The sequence below is a fragment of the Algoriphagus chordae genome (assembly GCF_003254055.1).
GTDB lineage: Bacteria > Bacteroidota > Bacteroidia > Cytophagales > Cyclobacteriaceae > Algoriphagus > Algoriphagus chordae.
In genome coordinates this window covers 1-16,581 of record NZ_QKZT01000017.1, presented here as the reverse complement: position 1 = coordinate 16,581, position 16,581 = coordinate 1, and the positions used below count along the sequence as shown (strand labels likewise).

Annotated in this window: 16 protein-coding genes and 1 other RNA gene; 8 read left to right on the top strand and 9 right to left on the bottom strand. The window is 41.1% G+C overall.

What is annotated here, in order from left to right:
* Positions 1 to 136: 136 nt before the first annotated feature.
* A complete protein-coding gene (rpsA, locus tag LV85_RS16685; RefSeq protein WP_111321516.1) occupies positions 137 to 1,915 on the bottom strand; it encodes a 30S ribosomal protein S1 in 1,779 nt (592 codons plus the stop codon).
* Between the two features lie 391 nt (positions 1,916 to 2,306).
* On the opposite strand from rpsA, the gene LV85_RS16680 reads away from it, so the two are divergent.
* Positions 2,307 to 3,407: a TolB-like 6-bladed beta-propeller domain-containing protein gene (locus tag LV85_RS16680; protein WP_146260492.1), complete on the top strand. Its 1,101-nt coding sequence runs from the start codon at positions 2,307 to 2,309 to the stop codon at positions 3,405 to 3,407.
* A 115-nt stretch (positions 3,408 to 3,522) separates the two neighbouring features.
* Here the strand turns inward: LV85_RS16680 and aroF are convergent, their stop codons facing one another.
* From aroF to LV85_RS16640, 8 genes are all read right to left on the bottom strand, one after another.
* On the bottom strand, positions 3,523 to 4,542 hold the full coding sequence (gene aroF, locus LV85_RS16675) for a 3-deoxy-7-phosphoheptulonate synthase (RefSeq protein ID WP_111321512.1): 1,020 nt from the start codon (positions 4,540 to 4,542) through the stop codon (positions 3,523 to 3,525).
* A 117-nt stretch (positions 4,543 to 4,659) separates the two neighbouring features.
* Positions 4,660 to 5,433 (bottom strand): tryptophan synthase subunit alpha, encoded by a 774-nt coding sequence (gene trpA / locus LV85_RS16670; protein ID WP_111321510.1) that lies wholly within the window; start codon positions 5,431 to 5,433, stop codon positions 4,660 to 4,662.
* 396 nt (positions 5,434 to 5,829) lie between these two features.
* A complete protein-coding gene (trpB, locus tag LV85_RS16665) occupies positions 5,830 to 7,008 on the bottom strand; it encodes a tryptophan synthase subunit beta (RefSeq protein WP_111321508.1) in 1,179 nt (392 codons plus the stop codon).
* A 33-nt stretch (positions 7,009 to 7,041) separates the two neighbouring features.
* Entirely contained in the window at positions 7,042 to 7,665 is a 624-nt protein-coding gene (locus LV85_RS16660) for a phosphoribosylanthranilate isomerase (RefSeq protein ID WP_111321506.1), read from the bottom strand.
* Between the two features lie 46 nt (positions 7,666 to 7,711).
* Positions 7,712 to 8,512 carry an indole-3-glycerol phosphate synthase TrpC gene (gene trpC, locus LV85_RS16655; protein WP_111321504.1) on the bottom strand — a complete coding sequence of 267 codons (801 nt, stop codon included), beginning with the start codon at positions 8,510 to 8,512 and terminating at the stop codon, positions 7,712 to 7,714.
* A gap of 5 nt (positions 8,513 to 8,517) precedes the next feature.
* Positions 8,518 to 9,528 (bottom strand): anthranilate phosphoribosyltransferase, encoded by a 1,011-nt coding sequence (gene trpD / locus LV85_RS16650; RefSeq protein WP_111321502.1) that lies wholly within the window; start codon positions 9,526 to 9,528, stop codon positions 8,518 to 8,520.
* 32 nt (positions 9,529 to 9,560) lie between these two features.
* Positions 9,561 to 10,127: an anthranilate synthase component II gene (locus LV85_RS16645; protein ID WP_111321500.1), complete on the bottom strand. Its 567-nt coding sequence runs from the start codon at positions 10,125 to 10,127 to the stop codon at positions 9,561 to 9,563.
* 227 nt (positions 10,128 to 10,354) lie between these two features.
* A complete protein-coding gene (locus LV85_RS16640; protein WP_111321498.1) occupies positions 10,355 to 11,767 on the bottom strand; it encodes an anthranilate synthase component I family protein in 1,413 nt (470 codons plus the stop codon).
* A 248-nt stretch (positions 11,768 to 12,015) separates the two neighbouring features.
* On the opposite strand from LV85_RS16640, the gene LV85_RS16635 reads away from it, so the two are divergent.
* From LV85_RS16635 to LV85_RS16605, 7 genes are all read left to right on the top strand, one after another.
* Positions 12,016 to 12,246 (top strand): hypothetical protein, encoded by a 231-nt coding sequence (locus tag LV85_RS16635; RefSeq protein WP_111321685.1) that lies wholly within the window; start codon positions 12,016 to 12,018, stop codon positions 12,244 to 12,246.
* Positions 12,247 to 12,358: 112 nt separating this feature from the next.
* Positions 12,359 to 12,444, top strand: an RNA gene (ffs, locus tag LV85_RS16630) — signal recognition particle sRNA small type.
* Positions 12,445 to 12,748: 304 nt separating this feature from the next.
* Positions 12,749 to 13,408 (top strand): fructose-6-phosphate aldolase, encoded by a 660-nt coding sequence (fsa, locus tag LV85_RS16625; RefSeq protein WP_111321496.1) that lies wholly within the window; start codon positions 12,749 to 12,751, stop codon positions 13,406 to 13,408.
* Between the two features lie 45 nt (positions 13,409 to 13,453).
* Complete coding sequence (locus LV85_RS16620; RefSeq protein ID WP_111321494.1) at positions 13,454 to 13,657, top strand: fructose-6-phosphate aldolase; 204 nt, start codon at positions 13,454 to 13,456, stop codon at positions 13,655 to 13,657.
* Between the two features lie 2 nt (positions 13,658 to 13,659).
* Positions 13,660 to 14,370: a cell division ATP-binding protein FtsE gene (locus tag LV85_RS16615; RefSeq protein ID WP_111321492.1), complete on the top strand. Its 711-nt coding sequence runs from the start codon at positions 13,660 to 13,662 to the stop codon at positions 14,368 to 14,370.
* A gap of 72 nt (positions 14,371 to 14,442) precedes the next feature.
* Entirely contained in the window at positions 14,443 to 15,840 is a 1,398-nt protein-coding gene (locus LV85_RS16610; RefSeq protein ID WP_111321490.1) for a S41 family peptidase, read from the top strand.
* Positions 15,841 to 15,960: 120 nt separating this feature from the next.
* The gene (locus LV85_RS16605) at positions 15,961 to 16,173 is read left to right on the top strand and encodes a hypothetical protein (protein ID WP_111321488.1); all 213 of its coding nucleotides are present in this window, start codon (positions 15,961 to 15,963) and stop codon (positions 16,171 to 16,173) included.
* Positions 16,174 to 16,581 lie beyond the last annotated feature (408 nt).

Below are 16,581 nucleotides of genomic sequence, written 5' to 3'. Positions count from 1 at the left end.
ATGCCAATAAGGCTTCGACTTCGCTCAGCCTGACAACTACGCCCTCTACCCTCTTTGTGGTTAAATTTTGACACAAAAAAACGCCGACTTTTCAGCCGGCGTTTTCAATATGAAATTTCAAACTTTAAATCTGAAATTATTTTTTGCCTTCCATTTGCTCTTTCAATTGAGTCAATGCGTCCAAGTCACCTAGGGTAGACTTCTCAGCTGGAGTAGAAGGAGTAGAAGAACCAGAACCTGAATCAGATTTCTTCTTCGCATCTTTCTTAGCTGGCTTAGCAGACGTATCTTCTCTGAACATAGCAGTGTGAGAAAGTACAATTCTCTTATCATCTTTAGAGAATTCAGATACTTTGAAATCCAAAGACTCACCAACCTCTACTTGAGATCCGTCTTCTTTTTCCAAGTTCTTCACAGTAGCAAATCCTTCAAGACCGTATGGCAATTCAAGAACTGCACCTTTATCGTTTTTAGAAACTACAGTACACTTATGAACAGATCCGATTGGGAAAACATTCTCGAAAGTATCCCATGGATTCTCTTCCAATTGCTTGTGACCAAGAGCCAATCTTCTGTTGTCTACGTCAAGCTCAAGAACAGCTACTTCTAGCTCGTCTCCTACCTTCACAAACTCAGATGGATGCTTGATTTTCTTAGTCCAAGAAAGGTCAGATACGTGAACCAAACCGTCAATACCTTCTTCCAACTCAAGGAATAGGCCGAAGTTAGTCAAGTTTCTTACTACACCTGTATGCTTAGAACCTACAGCGTACTTAGTACCCATGTCATTCTTAGTCCATGGATCTTCAGTCAATTGCTTGATACCAAGAGACATTTTTCTGTCGTCTTTGTCCAAAGTCAATACTACAGCTTCGATTTCGTCACCAACTTTCACGAAGTCAGCAGGGTTTCTCAAATGCTGAGACCAGCTCATTTCAGAAACGTGAATCAAACCTTCAACACCTGGAGCAAGCTCAAGGAACGCACCGTAGTCAGCTACGTTTACGATCTTACCTTTAACTCTAGATCCGATTTCAAGGCTAGAAGCCAAAGAATCCCAAGGATGAGCAGTAAGCTGCTTCATACCCAAAGAAATTCTCTTCTTATCATCATCAAAGTCAAGAACCACAATCTGAACTTTCTGATCAAGTTGCAATACTTCTTCTGGATGATTGATACGTCCCCAAGAGATATCTGTAATGTGAAGTAGACCATCCACACCACCTAGATCGATGAATACACCGAAGTTGGTCATGTTCTTGATCACACCTTCCAATACTTGACCTTTCTCAAGGTTATTCAAGATCTCAGCTTTTTGCTTCTCAAGATCCTTCTCGATCAACACTTTGTGAGATACTACTACGTTATCATTTGCGTGGTTGATTTTCACCACTTTCACTTCCATTTTCTTACCTACATAGATATCGAAATCTCTGATAGGCTTCACGTCGATCTGAGAACCTGGCAAGAATGCTTCTACACCGTAGATATCTACGATCAAACCACCTTTAGTTCTTCTTTTCACCAAACCTTCGATCACGTTATCATGCTCAAGGGCATCTTCGATGTCCTGCCATGCACGTACGATCTTAGCCTTCTTACGGGAAAGGATCAACTGACCAAGCGCGTTTTCTTGCTCTTCGATGAATACTTCTACCGTATCACCTGGCTTGATGCCATCAAGATCTCTGAATTCAGAAAGAGGAACCAATCCATCAGATTTGAAACCGATGTTGATGATAACGTCCTTGTCATTCACACCTACTACAGTGCCTTTGATTACTTCTTTCTCAGTGATCTCGCCCAATGTACCTTCGTACATTGCAGCCATCTGCTCACGCTCTTCTTTGGAATAGCCATCACCAAAACCTTTGGTTTCGACGTTGTCCCAGTTAAAATCTTCTTGTTTAGACATAATAGTAAAAACCCTGAATAGCAATAGTCCTCGGGTCAACGGACTATCGTTTTTAGTTGTAAATCAATGCGTTAGGCTAGCCAAACACAAGCCATTCACTCGAACGGACTGCAAAGGTAGGGAATTATTGACAAATGAGGAATTTCTGGGAAAAATTTGAATTAGGCTTATTGCAAAAGAACAATCACATTATCCTCTCTTTCTATCACAAGTCAAATCTCGGTATAAGATCCTTTCTTTATCATGTTTTATGGTGGAGATTTTATAATCCATCACAGATACTGCATGTCTCGTCACATTTTCCGAATGAAAATTTAACCCATTCCTATATTTAACCTTCTATAAGTCGAGTCCCTAAAATCACTCCCCATAAAGTTTGTTTCGATAAAACATGAAGTCAATTAACCTCTCCCTGATAGTATTATTATTAGTAACCAGCTGCACAAAATCTGATTCTCCTCCTGTTTTCATGGGAAAGCCTCCAACCTACATTCAATTTAATAAGTCAGTAGAATTAGTTGGAGAATTGTTGCCTATCGAAGTTATTGCTGCAAAAAACATTTTCATAATTGACACATTAATGATCTTCCCAACTCCGGCTCTTGATACGCTCTACCATGCTATATCCACTCGAGATCATAAATGGGACAGAAGTTTTATAGCCAAAGGAGAAGGACCTAATCAATTTGACAATGCCCTATCCCCGCTTTCGGCTAAAAAAATGGAAGGGGATTTACTTATCTCATTTTACCACAAAGCAAGGCAAGGTATTTTCCATTATAACCTTACACGATCCTTCCATCAAGGAAATGATTTTTTTCAAGACACTATTCCATTGGGAATATTGACAGATATATATCGCGCTTATCAAATCAACGATTATGAAGTGTTTGTTGACAACATGGATTTCATTAACATAAACCAGCAGTACTCCATTTACGATAGGAAATCTAAACAGCTTATTCGCAATGACAACGCGATGATATCTAGCCTCAAAAGTCACGGGGACACCTATTTACTGGCGACGAATACAATATTTAGTAATCCCCAACTCAAATATGCAGGAGCAATGGTGTTTGCAGATCAATTGAATATCTTTGATTTAGCAAATCCGGAAAAATCCTTTGCAATTTCCGCAAGCAAAAAACCTACTTCCTTGATGGATGTGTCCCGAACACTTATGCCTTTCAAGAAAGAATACTACCTTGATCTTAGAGAATCGAATAACCTACTCTTTGGACTATATGCCAATTTTGGCCGGAAAGAATGGGTAAATGGAGACATTCCGGCTGTAATCCATGTAATCGACTGGGACGGTAATCCCATATGCAAACTTTCAACTAAAGAAAAGTTAGTAAATTTTGATATCGATCCAGAAAACAACATCCTATATGGATTGACCGAAAAGCAGGAAGTCTATAAGTATGACCTTAAACCTATCCCAGAGTTAGCACCAAGAAATCCCACAATAGCTGTTAAAACTATAAACTAAGCTTGGCTTCTGGAGAAGCAGAACAAAGTTGCGCACTCTGCGAAAAACTCAGCGTGCACTGCGGTTAATAAAAGTTATGAACTAAAAAAACCAGTGTTTCCACTGGTCCTAAAGTTTATAGTAAATCAAATCCCTTTCTCATCTCAAAACTCTCTCTGATCCAGCTTGCGAGTCGTGCACTCTGAGCGAAGTCAAGTGTCTGCTGCCCATCTGAGTAGGCTTTCTCCGGAACTTCATGAGATTCATAGATAATCCCGTCTGCACCTGCCATTACCCCTGCCAAAGCCATTTGAGGGACATACGCTCTGATACCTATACCGTGTGAAGGATCCACGATCACAGGCAAATGGGACTTGGCTTTCAAAATCGGAATAGCATTCAGATCCAAGGTATTTCTAGAAGCTCTCTCATAAGTTCTGATTCCTCTTTCGCAGAGAATCAGTTTTTCATTTCCTCCAGAGAACACATATTCGGCAGATTGCAAAAGCTCTTCGATCGTACCTGAAATCCCACGTTTGATCATCACCGCTTTGTCGACTTTCCCGAGTTCATCGAGCAAGTTGAAGTTCTGGGAATTTCTAGCGCCTACCTGATAGACATCCACGTAAGGGTACATTTCTTCGATCTGGGAAGTTTGCATCACTTCAGTGACGATCTTAATTCCAGCTTCACTCGCAATCTCGTGCCACAGCTTCAAGCCATCCAAACCCAAACCACGGAACGCGTACGGGCTACTTCTTGGTTTGAATACACCGCCACGCATCATCTTAATATCATTCTCTATACAGTGCGCCACTACAGCTCGTATTTGCTCTTCTGTCTCTATGGAGCATGGACCAGTAATCACTGCCATTTCCCCCTCTTTGATAAAAACATTATCACCTAGATCAATGGAAGTGGGCTTGACTTTCCACTTTTTGGACACCAACTTGTATTCGTCAGAGACGATATGAATATCGATAATACCGTCCAATTGGCCGATTTTACGGATATCGAATTCCTTTTTACCAATTCCGATCAGGTAGGAACCTAATTGGGTTTTTACCTCTGTGGTTTTGTAGCCGATACCATTGACTTTGAGAATCAAATTCTCCTTTTGGCTATCGGAAATATCGGGTTGAAGTTGGATAATCATTTTGAGTTACGATTTACGATTTATGATATGCGAGGCAGACTTAGAGTTATGCCAATTGGTGTATTGTTAATTTTGGGATAAGAAAATTCTTCAATCAGCCACAGCGTACAAGTTTTTTCAATTAATGACTGATTGAATGTATTTCTGAATATCCTCAGTAAGATTTTTAGAATCCTTTACGGTCTTGATGAAAGCCGAACCAATGATGGCTCCATTGCTATATTCAGAAGCTTTTGAAAATGTCTCCGAATCGGAAATCCCAAAACCAATCAGCCTAGGATTCTTTAGATTCATCGCTTTTACTCGCTCGAAATAAGCAATCTGCTCCTCGCTAATTCCCGTTTTGGCACCTGTGATGCTATGCGAGGAAACCATGTAAATGAAGCCAGAGGTATTTTCGTCGATTTCACGGATACGCTCTTCGCTGGTTTGTGGAGAAATCAAGAAGGTATTCACCAAACCATACTGCTCGAAAAGCCCCTTGTAATCATCCTGGTATTGCTGCATAGGAAGATCGGGTAAGATCAAGCCATCCACTCCTACCTCCTTGCATTTCTTGCAGAATTCTTCCATCCCGTATTGCATAATTGGGTTTAGATAGCCCATCATCACCACTGGAATATGAATTTTTGCACGAAAACCCTTCAACTGATCAAAGATCTTTTTGAGAGATATGCCATTTTCTAAGGCTATCATATTGCTATCCTGAATGGTAGGACCATCAGCCACCGGATCAGAATACGGCACGCCAATCTCAATTATATCCGCTCCACCAGCTTGTGCAGCTTCCATAATCGACATGGTGTCCTCCAGCGCTGGAAAACCAGCAGTGAAGTAGATCGACAGTACGCGAGCTTTTTTGGTTTCAAATAAGGTATGTATTCGGTTCATTTGTGTTTACGATTTACGAAGTACGATTTACGAGGCTCCCTCTAGGATTTAAGTTTCTTGCCTTTTCAATTGTCATTTTTATTTAGAGGACGCCTGACTTCATTATTTAGTATTCGGTATTCAGCGTTCAGTATTATTTGAAACATTTATAGTTGAATCCCTTCAGGATTATATATTTGAACAAGGATGTCAAATTCATTATTCAAAATTCGATGTTCATCATTCGTTATTTTTCAAAATATTAAAGGCGAACATTCAAAGTCAGTACTCTATGAGGTCTAAGCATAACAATTTCGATTGAGGTTCAATTTGATCTCGTACCTTGAGCTATCGGAGCAAACTGCTTAATTCCCAAATTATTTTGACACTTTTTACTTGTCACCTGATACTTCACACCTAATATCCTCCCCACTTAATATAAGTATCCAAATCCTTGTCTCCTCTCCCTGAGAGATTGACTACTATCACATCATCTTTGGAATATTCGATCATATTCAATGCATGGAGTGCATGAGCTGATTCTATCGCAGGAATAATTCCCTCCATCTTGCTCAACTCAATTCCCGCTGCCATGGCATCTTTATCCTCCACTGCTACGAACTCGCCTCTTCCCACATCGAATAAATGTGCATGAACTGGCCCAATTCCAGGATAATCCAAACCTGCGGAAATTGAATGTGGCTCGACTACTTGCCCATCTTCTGTTTGCATCAGAATAGTCTTGGATCCATGCAAAATCCCTGGAGTACCAAGAGCTGTAGTAGCAGCAGATTTCCCAGATGCTATTCCCAAACCAGCAGCTTCCGCAGCTACCAATCGAACTTCAGGAGTATTATAATAATGGTAAAAAGCTCCCGCAGCATTTGATCCTCCACCTACACAGGCGATCACAATATCTGGGTTTTCTCTACCTTCTTTTTCTTTCAGCTGCCATTTCATTTCCTCCGAAATCACGGATTGAAATCTCGCTACCATCTCAGGATATGGATGTGGGCCTACCACCGAACCGATGATATAATGCGTATCCACAGGATTATTGATCCAAGCACGCATGGCTTCGTTGGTCGCATCTTTGAGGGTTTTAGAACCTGAAACCGCAGGTATGACTGTCGCCCCCAAAATCTTCATTCTCTCCACATTTGGATGCTGACGCGCAATGTCGATTTCGCCCATATATACGGTGCATTCCATTCCCATCAGCGCACAAACCGTAGCCGTAGCCACGCCATGCTGACCAGCGCCAGTCTCAGCGATAATTCGCTTTTTGCCAAGTTTTTTGGCCAGGATGATCTGCCCAATCGTATTGTTCACCTTATGAGCGCCGGTATGACAAAGATCCTCGCGCTTGAGGTATATTTTAGCACCATGCTTTTCCGAAAGTCGGGAAGCAAAATACAAAGGAGTAGGTCTGCCCACGTAATCTTTCAGCAATCCTCTGAATTCATCCTGAAATTCCTTTGAAGCCATGATGGCCTCGTAGTTTTCTTTCAGTTCCTCGACATTCGGGTGTAGCATTTCGGGGATGTAAGCTCCGCCAAACTTGCCGTAAAAACCCTTTTCATCTACTTTGATCATCTCTTGTTGTTAGTTATCGGTTGTTGGTTATTCTTACTGACCAAGCAACCTTTTCTTAAAACTCTTCAGTTTTTCAATATTCTTCAATGCTGGCTCATCCTCAAACTTGGAGTTCAAATCCACTCCTTCCAGCTGTGGGATTGTTTCTGCCAAAGCCAAAACCTCATCTGCACTTGACTCATCCAATCCTCCACTGAGAAAAAAGCCCTTGTCGAAAGGATAGGATTCCAATACGCTCCAATCAAACTTCTTCCCAGAACCTCCATGTGCGACTGTGGCTGTATCGAAAAGAAACTTGCTGATAAATGGCAAATATCCGCTCAATGATTCCCAATCAATCCTGTCTTTCACAGAGATGACTTTCCAGATTTCCTTATCTGTTTTCTGCGCGAGGCCTTTCACAAAGTCCACTGACTCTTTACCATGTAATTGAATCGCTGAAAGGCCATATTCCTCCACTTTCTTCAGTATCTCCTCTTCACTTTCATTGACAAAAACGCCAACTCTCCGAAGCTTTGTCTCTGGTAACGATTCTGCCTTAGAAACAAAGCGAGCAGAATTGGGATAGAAAATCAAGCCCATCCAATCCGGCGCAATTTCTCGCTCCAGTGCCAGGATATTCTCCCGCTCACGCATGCCACAGACTTTGATTTGCATATGGTTATCGTTTGTTTTTCAATGGATCAATAGTATCCAGTGCGGGTTATTTTGCCAGCAACTTTTTATACTCTTTGATGAAAGTGTAGGCTGCCTGTTCTGGTCTAGAGGATTTCATAAAACTCTCTCCGATCAAGAAGCCATCGAAACCTGCTTTTTTCAAGCTCACCAAAGTCTCTGGTTTGGAGATCCCAGATTCAGAGATTTTCACAAAATCAGCAGGAATTCGATCCGCCAATTCCATAGAAATATCTAGTGACACCTCGAAGGTTTTGAGGTTACGATTGTTCACTCCTACCAGATCCAAATCTTCACAAAGACTTCTTTCCAATTCCTCCCCGTCATGCACTTCCATCAAAACTTCCAGTCCAAGGCTTTTTGCGAAAGCAGCCAATTCTTTCAGTCTAGCTGGCTCTAAAGACGCAGCTATTAAAAGAATACAGTCTGCTCCAATGGATTTCGCTTCCAAGATTTGGTATTCATCCACCACAAAATCCTTTCGAAGGATCGGGCAGAAATTAAATTTTCGAGCTTCTTTCAAATCCGCATTGCTTCCTCCGAAGAAATCAGTATCCGTCAAAATCGATAAGGCCGAAGCTCCAGCCTGCATGTAGCCAATACTTACAGCCTCCACCGATGCAGCACCATTGATCAGCCCCTTGGATGGAGACTTTCTTTTGAATTCGGAGATAATTCCTGACTTTTCAGGATCACAGACGTACTTCTTCATGGAAACCACTTTTCCTTCGAAAAAGGCACTTTTCTCCAAAAGCTTCACTGGCACCAAACTGCTTCTCTCGGCGACTTCAATCTGCTTTTGAGCAATAATTTTATCTAGAATGTTCATAATTTTTAAGCTAAAGAGATGCTGGTTTTCGGATTGACAAGACCTTCAAATACTGCTAAAGCTTTGCCCGAAAGCAATACTTCTTCTGCTTTGGCTACAGCATCTGGAAAGGAAAGTCCCTCTTGGGCAGTGACCAAAGCCGCTGCTGAATTGGCGAGTACCACAGAATTTTGACTCTTGGTTCCTTTGCCTTTCAGGATGTTCTCAAAGATTCTGGCAGATTCCTGAATAGTATCGCCTCCTTTTATAGACTTTGCAGTGAGTTTCTGAAGACCCAAATTCTCCGGTTTCAATACTTTTTCTCCGGCATTGGAAATCATCTTGAAATCTCCCGTCAATGAAATCTCATCATAGCCATCCAAGGCATGCAGGATGGAGAACCTGCCTTGCATTTCCTGGTATAAGTATCCGTAGAGTCTAGCAAGCTCTAAGCTAAACACACCTACCAACTGCTTTTTTGGAAAACTTGGATTCACCATCGGACCCAGCATATTGAAAAAGGTTTTTACCCCCAGATCTTTTCGGATTGGCCCTACATGTTTCATTGCAGGATGGAAAAGTGGCGCATGCAAAAAGCAGATCCCTACCTCGTCCAAACCTTGACGGATTTTATCGATATCAGAGGTGAATTCATAGCCGAAATACGCTAGTAGGTTGGAAGAGCCACAGATTGAAGAAACACCGGTATTGCCATGCTTAGCCACATTTTGGCCTGCTCCTGCTACTATGAAAGAAGACAGGGTGGATATATTAAAGGTGTCTTTTCCATCTCCGCCGGTTCCACATAGATCCATCGCATCATATTCCGCGATATTCACAGGAATACAACGCTCTAGCATGGCATCACGAAATCCTGAAAGCTCCTCCACAGTAATACTTCGCATCATATACACGGTCATAAAGGCCGCAATTTGACTCTGATTGTAGGTGCCAGCTGTAATGTTTTTGAGCACCTCTCGAGCGTCTTCACGGGTAAGCGTTCGGTGCTCGATGAGATGGTTTAATATATCCTTCATAATATGGTAGGTCTGTTGTTGGGGTTCTGTTTTTAGTTTTCTAACCAGTTCTTGATGATTTGAACACCATTTTCTGTCAGGATACTTTCAGGGTGAAATTGCAATCCTCTGACATCATATTGCTTGTGCCTTAGCGCCATAATCTGCTGATCGGCGCTTCGTGCGATCACTTCTAAATCTGGAGAAAGGTTGCTTTCATCTACAACCCAAGAGTGGTATCTGCCAATATTAAAAGTATCGGGAACCTCTTTGAAAAGCAAATCAGGCTCCACTTTCACGGAAGATTCCACGCCATGAAGCACTTCCGAAAGATTGATCAGGCTACCACCAAAAGCTTCCCCAATCGCTTGATTTCCCAGGCAAACTCCCAAAATAGATTTGGTAGCAGCATATTTCTTGAGCAGCTCAGGCATAATACCCGCATCTGCCGGAACACCTGGGCCTGGAGAAAGAATGATTTTATCATATTTCCCCACATCCTCCAAGCTGATCTTATCATTTCGGATCACATCCATATCTGCTCCATAACCCAATTGGCGGACGATATAAACCAAGTTGTAGGTAAAGGAATCGTAATTATCTAGGACGAGTATTTTCATTTTAATTAATTGAAAGATTGGAAGATTGAAAAATTGGAAGATTCAACAGAGTCATCAACTTTTCTTTTTCTTGTCTTCAAATTCATTTAAGTATTTAATTAAGCCTTTTAATCCATCTGAAAAATCAACTAGATCTAGGTAATTTTCTTGGTAGGCATTTTCATTTATTTTTCGAGCTGAAAGAAGTAAGAAAAGCTGACTTCTAAGCTCAGCTGCAGACCTTAAATTCAAATCTCCTCTGCCGCTCTCAGTGCTACCCTAAGCGCTTCCAACTTATTGGCAACTTCCTGCAGTTCGGATGGAATGGTGGATTTGGCAACTACCCCTGCTCCTGCTTGGAATCGGAGTTGATTGTTTTCAGAGACAAAGGATCGGATCAATATTGCATGGTTGAAATCTCCATTGAATCCCAAATAACCGATTGCGCCTCCATAGAAAGTTCTTGAAATATTCTCAAGCTCATCGATCAATTGCATCGCTCGATATTTTGGCGCTCCTGAAAGCGTCCCCGCAGGGAAAGTATCCGCTACTAATTGGAGAGGATTGGTGTTTGCCTGAAGTTCTCCCGTCACTTTCGAAACCAAGTGAATCACATGCGAGTAATATTGAATCTCCTTGAACACATCTACAGAGACTTTTTCGGAAGATCTACTTAGGTCATTTCTGGCCAGATCCACAAGCATCACATGCTCAGAATTCTCCTTAGGATCGTCGTAGAGCATTCTGGCAAGCTTAGCATCTTCTTGATCATTACCTGTTCGTCGGAATGTTCCAGCTATAGGGTAAATCGTAGCTACTTTATCCTTCACTACTATCTGAGCCTCTGGCGAACTCCCAAAAACTTTGAAGGAACCGTAATCGAAGTAGAACAAATATGGGGATGGATTGACTGATCTAAGTGCACGATACACATTGAATTCATCTCCTTTGAAAGCAGTAGTGAATCGACGTGAAAGCACGATTTGGAATACATCTCCCTTGAAGCAATGCTCTCGTCCCTGATTCAAAATCTTCAAGAACTCTTCATCTGTATAGTTTGATTCCTCTTCGCCAACACGTTGGAAAGAATAGCTAGGGATATTCTTATTATTCAGGAGACGTTCGATCTCCTCCATCATCTCAGCATTTTCGGCTCCAGCTACCCTATGCTCCAGCAGATGAAGTTCATTCTTATAATGATCCACCACGATGACATTCTGATAAACCGAATACTGCATCATCGGAACCTCATTTGGATCGGAATTCTGCAGCTTGATATCCTCGAAATAGGCTACGGTATCGTATTGTATATACCCAAAGAGCCCATTGGAACTGAATTTGAAATTATCAGGAGCCACGTCAAACTTCCTTCCGAAGGCGCGCAAACACTGCATCAGCTTCTGATCTGAACTCACTTCGTAAGACTCTTTTTTGCCAGAAGGGAGGTCTTCCACTACTTTACCCGCATTGAAAGTAAAGGTCGCCAGTGGATTAAAGCAGATGTAAGAATAGCTGTTTTCCTGCCCGTGATAATCCGAACTCTCAAGCAAGATTGGATTGGCAAAACGGTCTCTGATCTGCAAATAAATGCTTACCGGCGTGATGGTATCTGCCAATCTCTTCCGGTAGGTAGTTAGTATGGGGAATTTCACTTGAGTCATTTTGTTAATATTTTATCATGAAAAAAGGCTTACCGGAAATCCAGTAAGCCTTTTATACTATGTCGTAACGCAAAATTAAATGCAGGGGCTTTCTAAACTTCCTTTTGGAAAGAGTAAGAATGCCACCACCAGTATTTGTTTGCGATTGTTTTCATAAGAACGAGGGCAAATTTAGACAGGGAATGTTAAGGACAAAACATCTTTTCAATTATTTCAGTATAATTTTAAAAAAACTTAATAAAACAGCCATGGCTAAATCATTTCCACAATATTTCAAGCGAGTTTTTGACGATTACCAAGTTTTGGTCCAGGTAAACCCCGAAACACTGACAGGAATTGAATTGATCCTACATCCGGACGGGAAAATAGAAAAAACCGAGATGGAGTTTGACGAGGAGATTTTTGAAGATCTAGCAGCGGATGAATTCATTCACTGTAATGTGCTGGAATTCCAGATGCAACTGGCGAAAACAAAGTAATTTGAGATTTGAGATTTGAAATTAATGTCCCTCATTGTCAGCGGTAAAAGTGGCTGATTCTGCAATCCCGAGTAAGATTATTGTAAAGAATGATTTTCTCCTTACTTTTGCACCGGCGGCACGACCAGCTCCTGCTGAATCCCCCAGGTCCGGAAGGAAGCAAGGGTAGGTGGTTGAGCGGTGCGATGCCGCTTCTTTTTTTCCTTTCTATATTTTTTAGACACAAAGGATCTACGCTTGAAAAGCTTATCGAGCATTCGCTACTACTAACCACTTACAATTTTTACTCTTTCTAGACTGAAAACTACCTGTTAATTCTTCTATGTTTTTTTTCTACATACTCTAATCAAGTTCCAAATCTTGATTAATCTTCTAACTTTGTTTCCCACAATCAAATCCATTTGGAATCGCCCTTTCGATAGCTTTTACTCTCTACTAAAAATAAGAGCTGTATAACAAAGCCTAAGATCTGTCGTTTCCATACCTATTAAACAATTCAATCATGAAATTCTTTATTGACACAGCCAATCTAGGTGACATTCGCGAAGCTTATGACCTAGGCGTTTTAGACGGAGTAACTACCAACCCTTCCTTGATGGCCAAAGAAGGCATCAGTGGGGACGAAAAAGTAAAAGCCCACTATAAAGCGATCTGTGATATCGTAGATAATAATGTAAGTGCTGAGGTGATCTCAACCGACTTTGACAATATGATCAAAGAAGGTAAGGAATTGGCTAAACTCGATGACAAAATCGTAGTAAAGATTCCTATGATCAAAGATGGTGTAAAAGCATTGAAATATTTCAGCAGCGAAGGTATTCGTACCAATTGCACCTTGGTGTTTTCTGCTGGCCAGGCTCTTTTGGCAGCTAAAGCCGGAGCCAGTTATGTATCTCCATTTATTGGAAGATTAGACGACATTTCCTTCGATGGAATGGAACTGATCGAGCAGATCGTACATATTTATGGTAACTACGGCTACGAAACTGAAGTACTAGCTGCTTCAGTTCGTCACAGCATGCACTTATTGAAATGTGCTGAAGTAGGCGCTGATGTAGTGACTTGCCCATTGAAAGTAATCACCAGTTTGCTCAATCATCCATTGACTGATTCTGGTTTGGCAACGTTTTTGGCAGATCATGCCAAAGCAGCTGGTAAATAACAACTGAAAGACCGGCTTTTGTCGGTCTTTTTTTTAATTCCCCCTATGTATATCATCAAAGTAAAAGGCAAAGCAAAAATCCCTGATTACATTCAGATCAGAGATGAGAACTTTGTATTAGTAGCCTATTTCAGGGCTGACAGACCACTCAAGAAAGTTGAGAAATTTGGTTTGGAGGGAAAGGAAAAAGAACTTGAAGCCTTAATCCAAGGTCTTCCTTTTGGGAAATTGCAAAAATTAGATTTATAAGAATGGATTTCAGTACTCAGCCTGTACTTCAGGTAAATCAAGCGACGATCTTTCAGGGCATAGACCCTATATTGACTGATGTCAACTTTTCGGTGGAACAACATGAATTTGTGTTTCTAATAGGTAGAACGGGAAGCGGAAAAAGCTCCTTGCTCAAAACTCTCTATGCAGATCTTGAACTGAAAAGTGGTAGTGCAGAGGTCGCTGGTTTCAATTTGGAAAACATCAAAACCAAGGAAATCCCTTTTCTTCGAAGAAAAATTGGAATTATTTTCCAAGATTTCCAACTCTTCAACGATCGCTCAGTAGCTGAAAACCTCGCGTTTGTCATGAGAGCTACCGGCTGGAAAGATAAGTCCAAAATAAATGCCCGTATGGCGGAGGTTCTGCTATTGGTAGGTTTGAATAATGCCTCCTCCAAGATGCCTCATCAGCTTTCTGGCGGTGAGCAGCAGCGTGTGGTAATAGCGCGTGCATTACTCAATGAGCCATCTATTTTGCTTGCTGATGAGCCTACTGGAAACCTAGATCCAGATGTGGCAGATGGCATCTTCAAGTTATTCCAAGAGATAAATAAAAAAGGAACTGCTATATTGATGGCAACCCATAATTATGATTTACTTCGTAAGTACCCATATAGGGTGCTGAAATGTGAAAATGGAGAACTTAAGGATAGTCAAACACATGATGTTTCTTATGGTTCAACTTATTAAATTGTAAGCGATTAACAATTATTGCCCTATATGCGTTAATCAAGCATTAGAAATTATCCTAAATTCCCAAATATGAAATCTCCCCTATTAATAAGAACGGCGTTCTTTTTGATCCTAAGTGGATTAATATGGAGCTGCAAAGATGACGACAAGGATCCTGTAGTAGAGCCTGAAGCTACACTAGAGGAGGAAATAAACAATTGGATTTACGATGTGATGGATGAGGTATACTACTGGAGATTGAATCTAGGAACTCCTGTAGCTGCCACTTCTGATCCAACGGAGTATTTCAATTCCTTACTTTACACTCAAGAAGACCGTTTTTCGGTGATTTACCCAGATTACCAAGAATTGATTAATTCCCTTCAAGGTATCTCTTTAGACCCTGGGTATGAATTCAAATTATATAGAGATGGTGATTCCGACAATGTATTTGCCGAAGTACTCTATGTCAAGAAAAACAGCCCTGCTTCTAAAGAAGATTTGAAACGAGGAGATGCGATCGTTGCTATTAACGGAACTCAGATCACAATTAACAACTACAGAGAGCTACTCGACCAAACTGAAGAATCTCATACTATCAGTCCACTGAGGTATAATCCTGAAACCGAAGTGTATGAAAGATTGGAAGAAATCTCACTTACCCCAGTAGAATTATCTGAAGACCCTAATTTCATAGACTCAGTGTATACGATCAATAATCAAAAGATTGGTTATGTAGTATATAACTTTTTCGCACCGGGAACTTCTGCCGATGGGACAAAGTATGATAGAGAAATGGATGCAGCATTTGCAAAAATGAAGTCTGAAAACATCACTGACCTAGTGCTCGATCTTCGCTACAATGGTGGTGGATATGTGACCTCCGCTGTTAACCTAGCCAGCTTAATCGGGCCTGGAGTAACCAGTTCAGATATTTTCTCCAAAACGAAATACAACAATTATCTAGCTTCAGAGATACCTGCCTTGAGCAGTGTGAAAACTGCATTTCTGGATAAGGCTGAAAACCTCGGCAATACGCTTTCCGGAAATCGTCTTTACGTACTTACCTCTACCGGTACTGCATCTGCATCTGAACTGATCATCAATGGCCTGAAGCCTTATATGGATGTCTTCCTAATTGGAGATGTCACATATGGCAAAAATGTAGGCTCGATTGCAATTGAAGATGAAGAAAATCCAGAAAATGCTTATGGCCTACTCCCTATCGTAACTCAAAGTTTCAATAGCCTAGACCAATCTGATTACAGCACAGGTTTTATTCCAAATATTGCTGTGAATGAAAACGAGGAGCGCCTTAGACCACTCGGTGATATCACTGAGATTATGCTGAGAACAGCGATCGAGCAGATCACTGGAGAAGCTTCATCAGCTAGAGTGACGAAGTTGAACAGAGTAGAGCTAGCAAATACACTAGATAAGAAAATCAGGACTGGAAAAATGATTGAAGAACCTATCGAAAAACAATAAATACAAGCCCCGCTAGTTCGGGGCTTTTTTATGCCTTTTATTATCAAATTGTTAAGTTTATCCTTTCCTAAAAGATTGCTTTAGAATTGCTGTTAAATTGGACTCTCAACTCAGCAATACATGGAAATCGCAGCAAGTTTCGTCTTGATCTTATCGATCTACTTCTTAGGTTCTCTGGCATTAGTCCAGGACATCATACGACCACAGAAAGAAATGGTACTTGAAAGGGAAACAAGCAAGCAGCAGTCAGTGACCAATTACCCCCAAATCCTCTCTTTGAGCTTTGGGATCTCACTTTTCACCACTCTCATCGCATACTACCTTTTCCTCTAAGGGAAAGCTATTTATAACAAACTCAAACTAAGAAAGGCTATCAATTGATTTTGATAGCCTTTCTTAGTTTTTCAACATTCTAGTAGAGTTCTCTCCCCGACAATGAGAATTTACAAAAGAGTGATGACGGTGTCTGCCTGAGCGCCTGCCTGTCCTGAAGACAGGAAGTCGAAGGCTCCTTAAAAAAAGTAAGTGAAGTTATTGTCTTCGAACCTCTAGACTCCCGTATCTCGGATGCTACCAATGACAGATTGATTTGAGGACATCAAAAGCTGGTCAGTTCGAGCGAAGTCGAGAACCTTTCGAATTCGAGACTCTCGTCTCTCAAGCGCTCAAGGTGACCATGGTTATGGTTCCAAACCAAATTACTGTCATTTCATTTTTGTATGTTCAAAGAATATTTAATAC

Excerpts from the sequence above, each read along its gene's own strand:
- LV85_RS16640 (WP_111321498.1), bottom strand. The coding sequence starts at position 11,767 with ATGACTCAAGTGAAATTCCCCATACTAACTACCTACCGGAAGAGATTG.
- trpC (WP_111321504.1), bottom strand. The coding sequence starts at position 8,512 with ATGAACATTCTAGATAAAATTATTGCTCAAAAGCAGATTGAAGTCGCC.
- LV85_RS16645 (WP_111321500.1), bottom strand. The coding sequence starts at position 10,127 with ATGAAAATACTCGTCCTAGATAATTACGATTCCTTTACCTACAACTTG.
- LV85_RS16610 (WP_111321490.1), top strand. The coding sequence starts at position 14,443 with ATGAAATCTCCCCTATTAATAAGAACGGCGTTCTTTTTGATCCTAAGT.
- LV85_RS16620 (WP_111321494.1), top strand. The coding sequence starts at position 13,454 with ATGTATATCATCAAAGTAAAAGGCAAAGCAAAAATCCCTGATTACATT.
- LV85_RS16660 (WP_111321506.1), bottom strand. The coding sequence starts at position 7,665 with ATGCAAATCAAAGTCTGTGGCATGCGTGAGCGGGAGAATATCCTGGCA.
- fsa (WP_111321496.1), top strand. The coding sequence starts at position 12,749 with ATGAAATTCTTTATTGACACAGCCAATCTAGGTGACATTCGCGAAGCT.
- LV85_RS16615 (WP_111321492.1), top strand. The coding sequence starts at position 13,660 with ATGGATTTCAGTACTCAGCCTGTACTTCAGGTAAATCAAGCGACGATC.
- LV85_RS16605 (WP_111321488.1), top strand. The coding sequence starts at position 15,961 with ATGGAAATCGCAGCAAGTTTCGTCTTGATCTTATCGATCTACTTCTTA.
- aroF (WP_111321512.1), bottom strand. The coding sequence starts at position 4,542 with ATGATTATCCAACTTCAACCCGATATTTCCGATAGCCAAAAGGAGAAT.
- trpA (WP_111321510.1), bottom strand. The coding sequence starts at position 5,433 with ATGAACCGAATACATACCTTATTTGAAACCAAAAAAGCTCGCGTACTG.
- trpB (WP_111321508.1), bottom strand. The coding sequence starts at position 7,008 with ATGATCAAAGTAGATGAAAAGGGTTTTTACGGCAAGTTTGGCGGAGCT.
- LV85_RS16680 (WP_146260492.1), top strand. The coding sequence starts at position 2,307 with ATGAAGTCAATTAACCTCTCCCTGATAGTATTATTATTAGTAACCAGC.
- rpsA (WP_111321516.1), bottom strand. The coding sequence starts at position 1,915 with ATGTCTAAACAAGAAGATTTTAACTGGGACAACGTCGAAACCAAAGGT.
- trpD (WP_111321502.1), bottom strand. The coding sequence starts at position 9,528 with ATGAAGGATATATTAAACCATCTCATCGAGCACCGAACGCTTACCCGT.
- LV85_RS16635 (WP_111321685.1), top strand. The coding sequence starts at position 12,016 with ATGGCTAAATCATTTCCACAATATTTCAAGCGAGTTTTTGACGATTAC.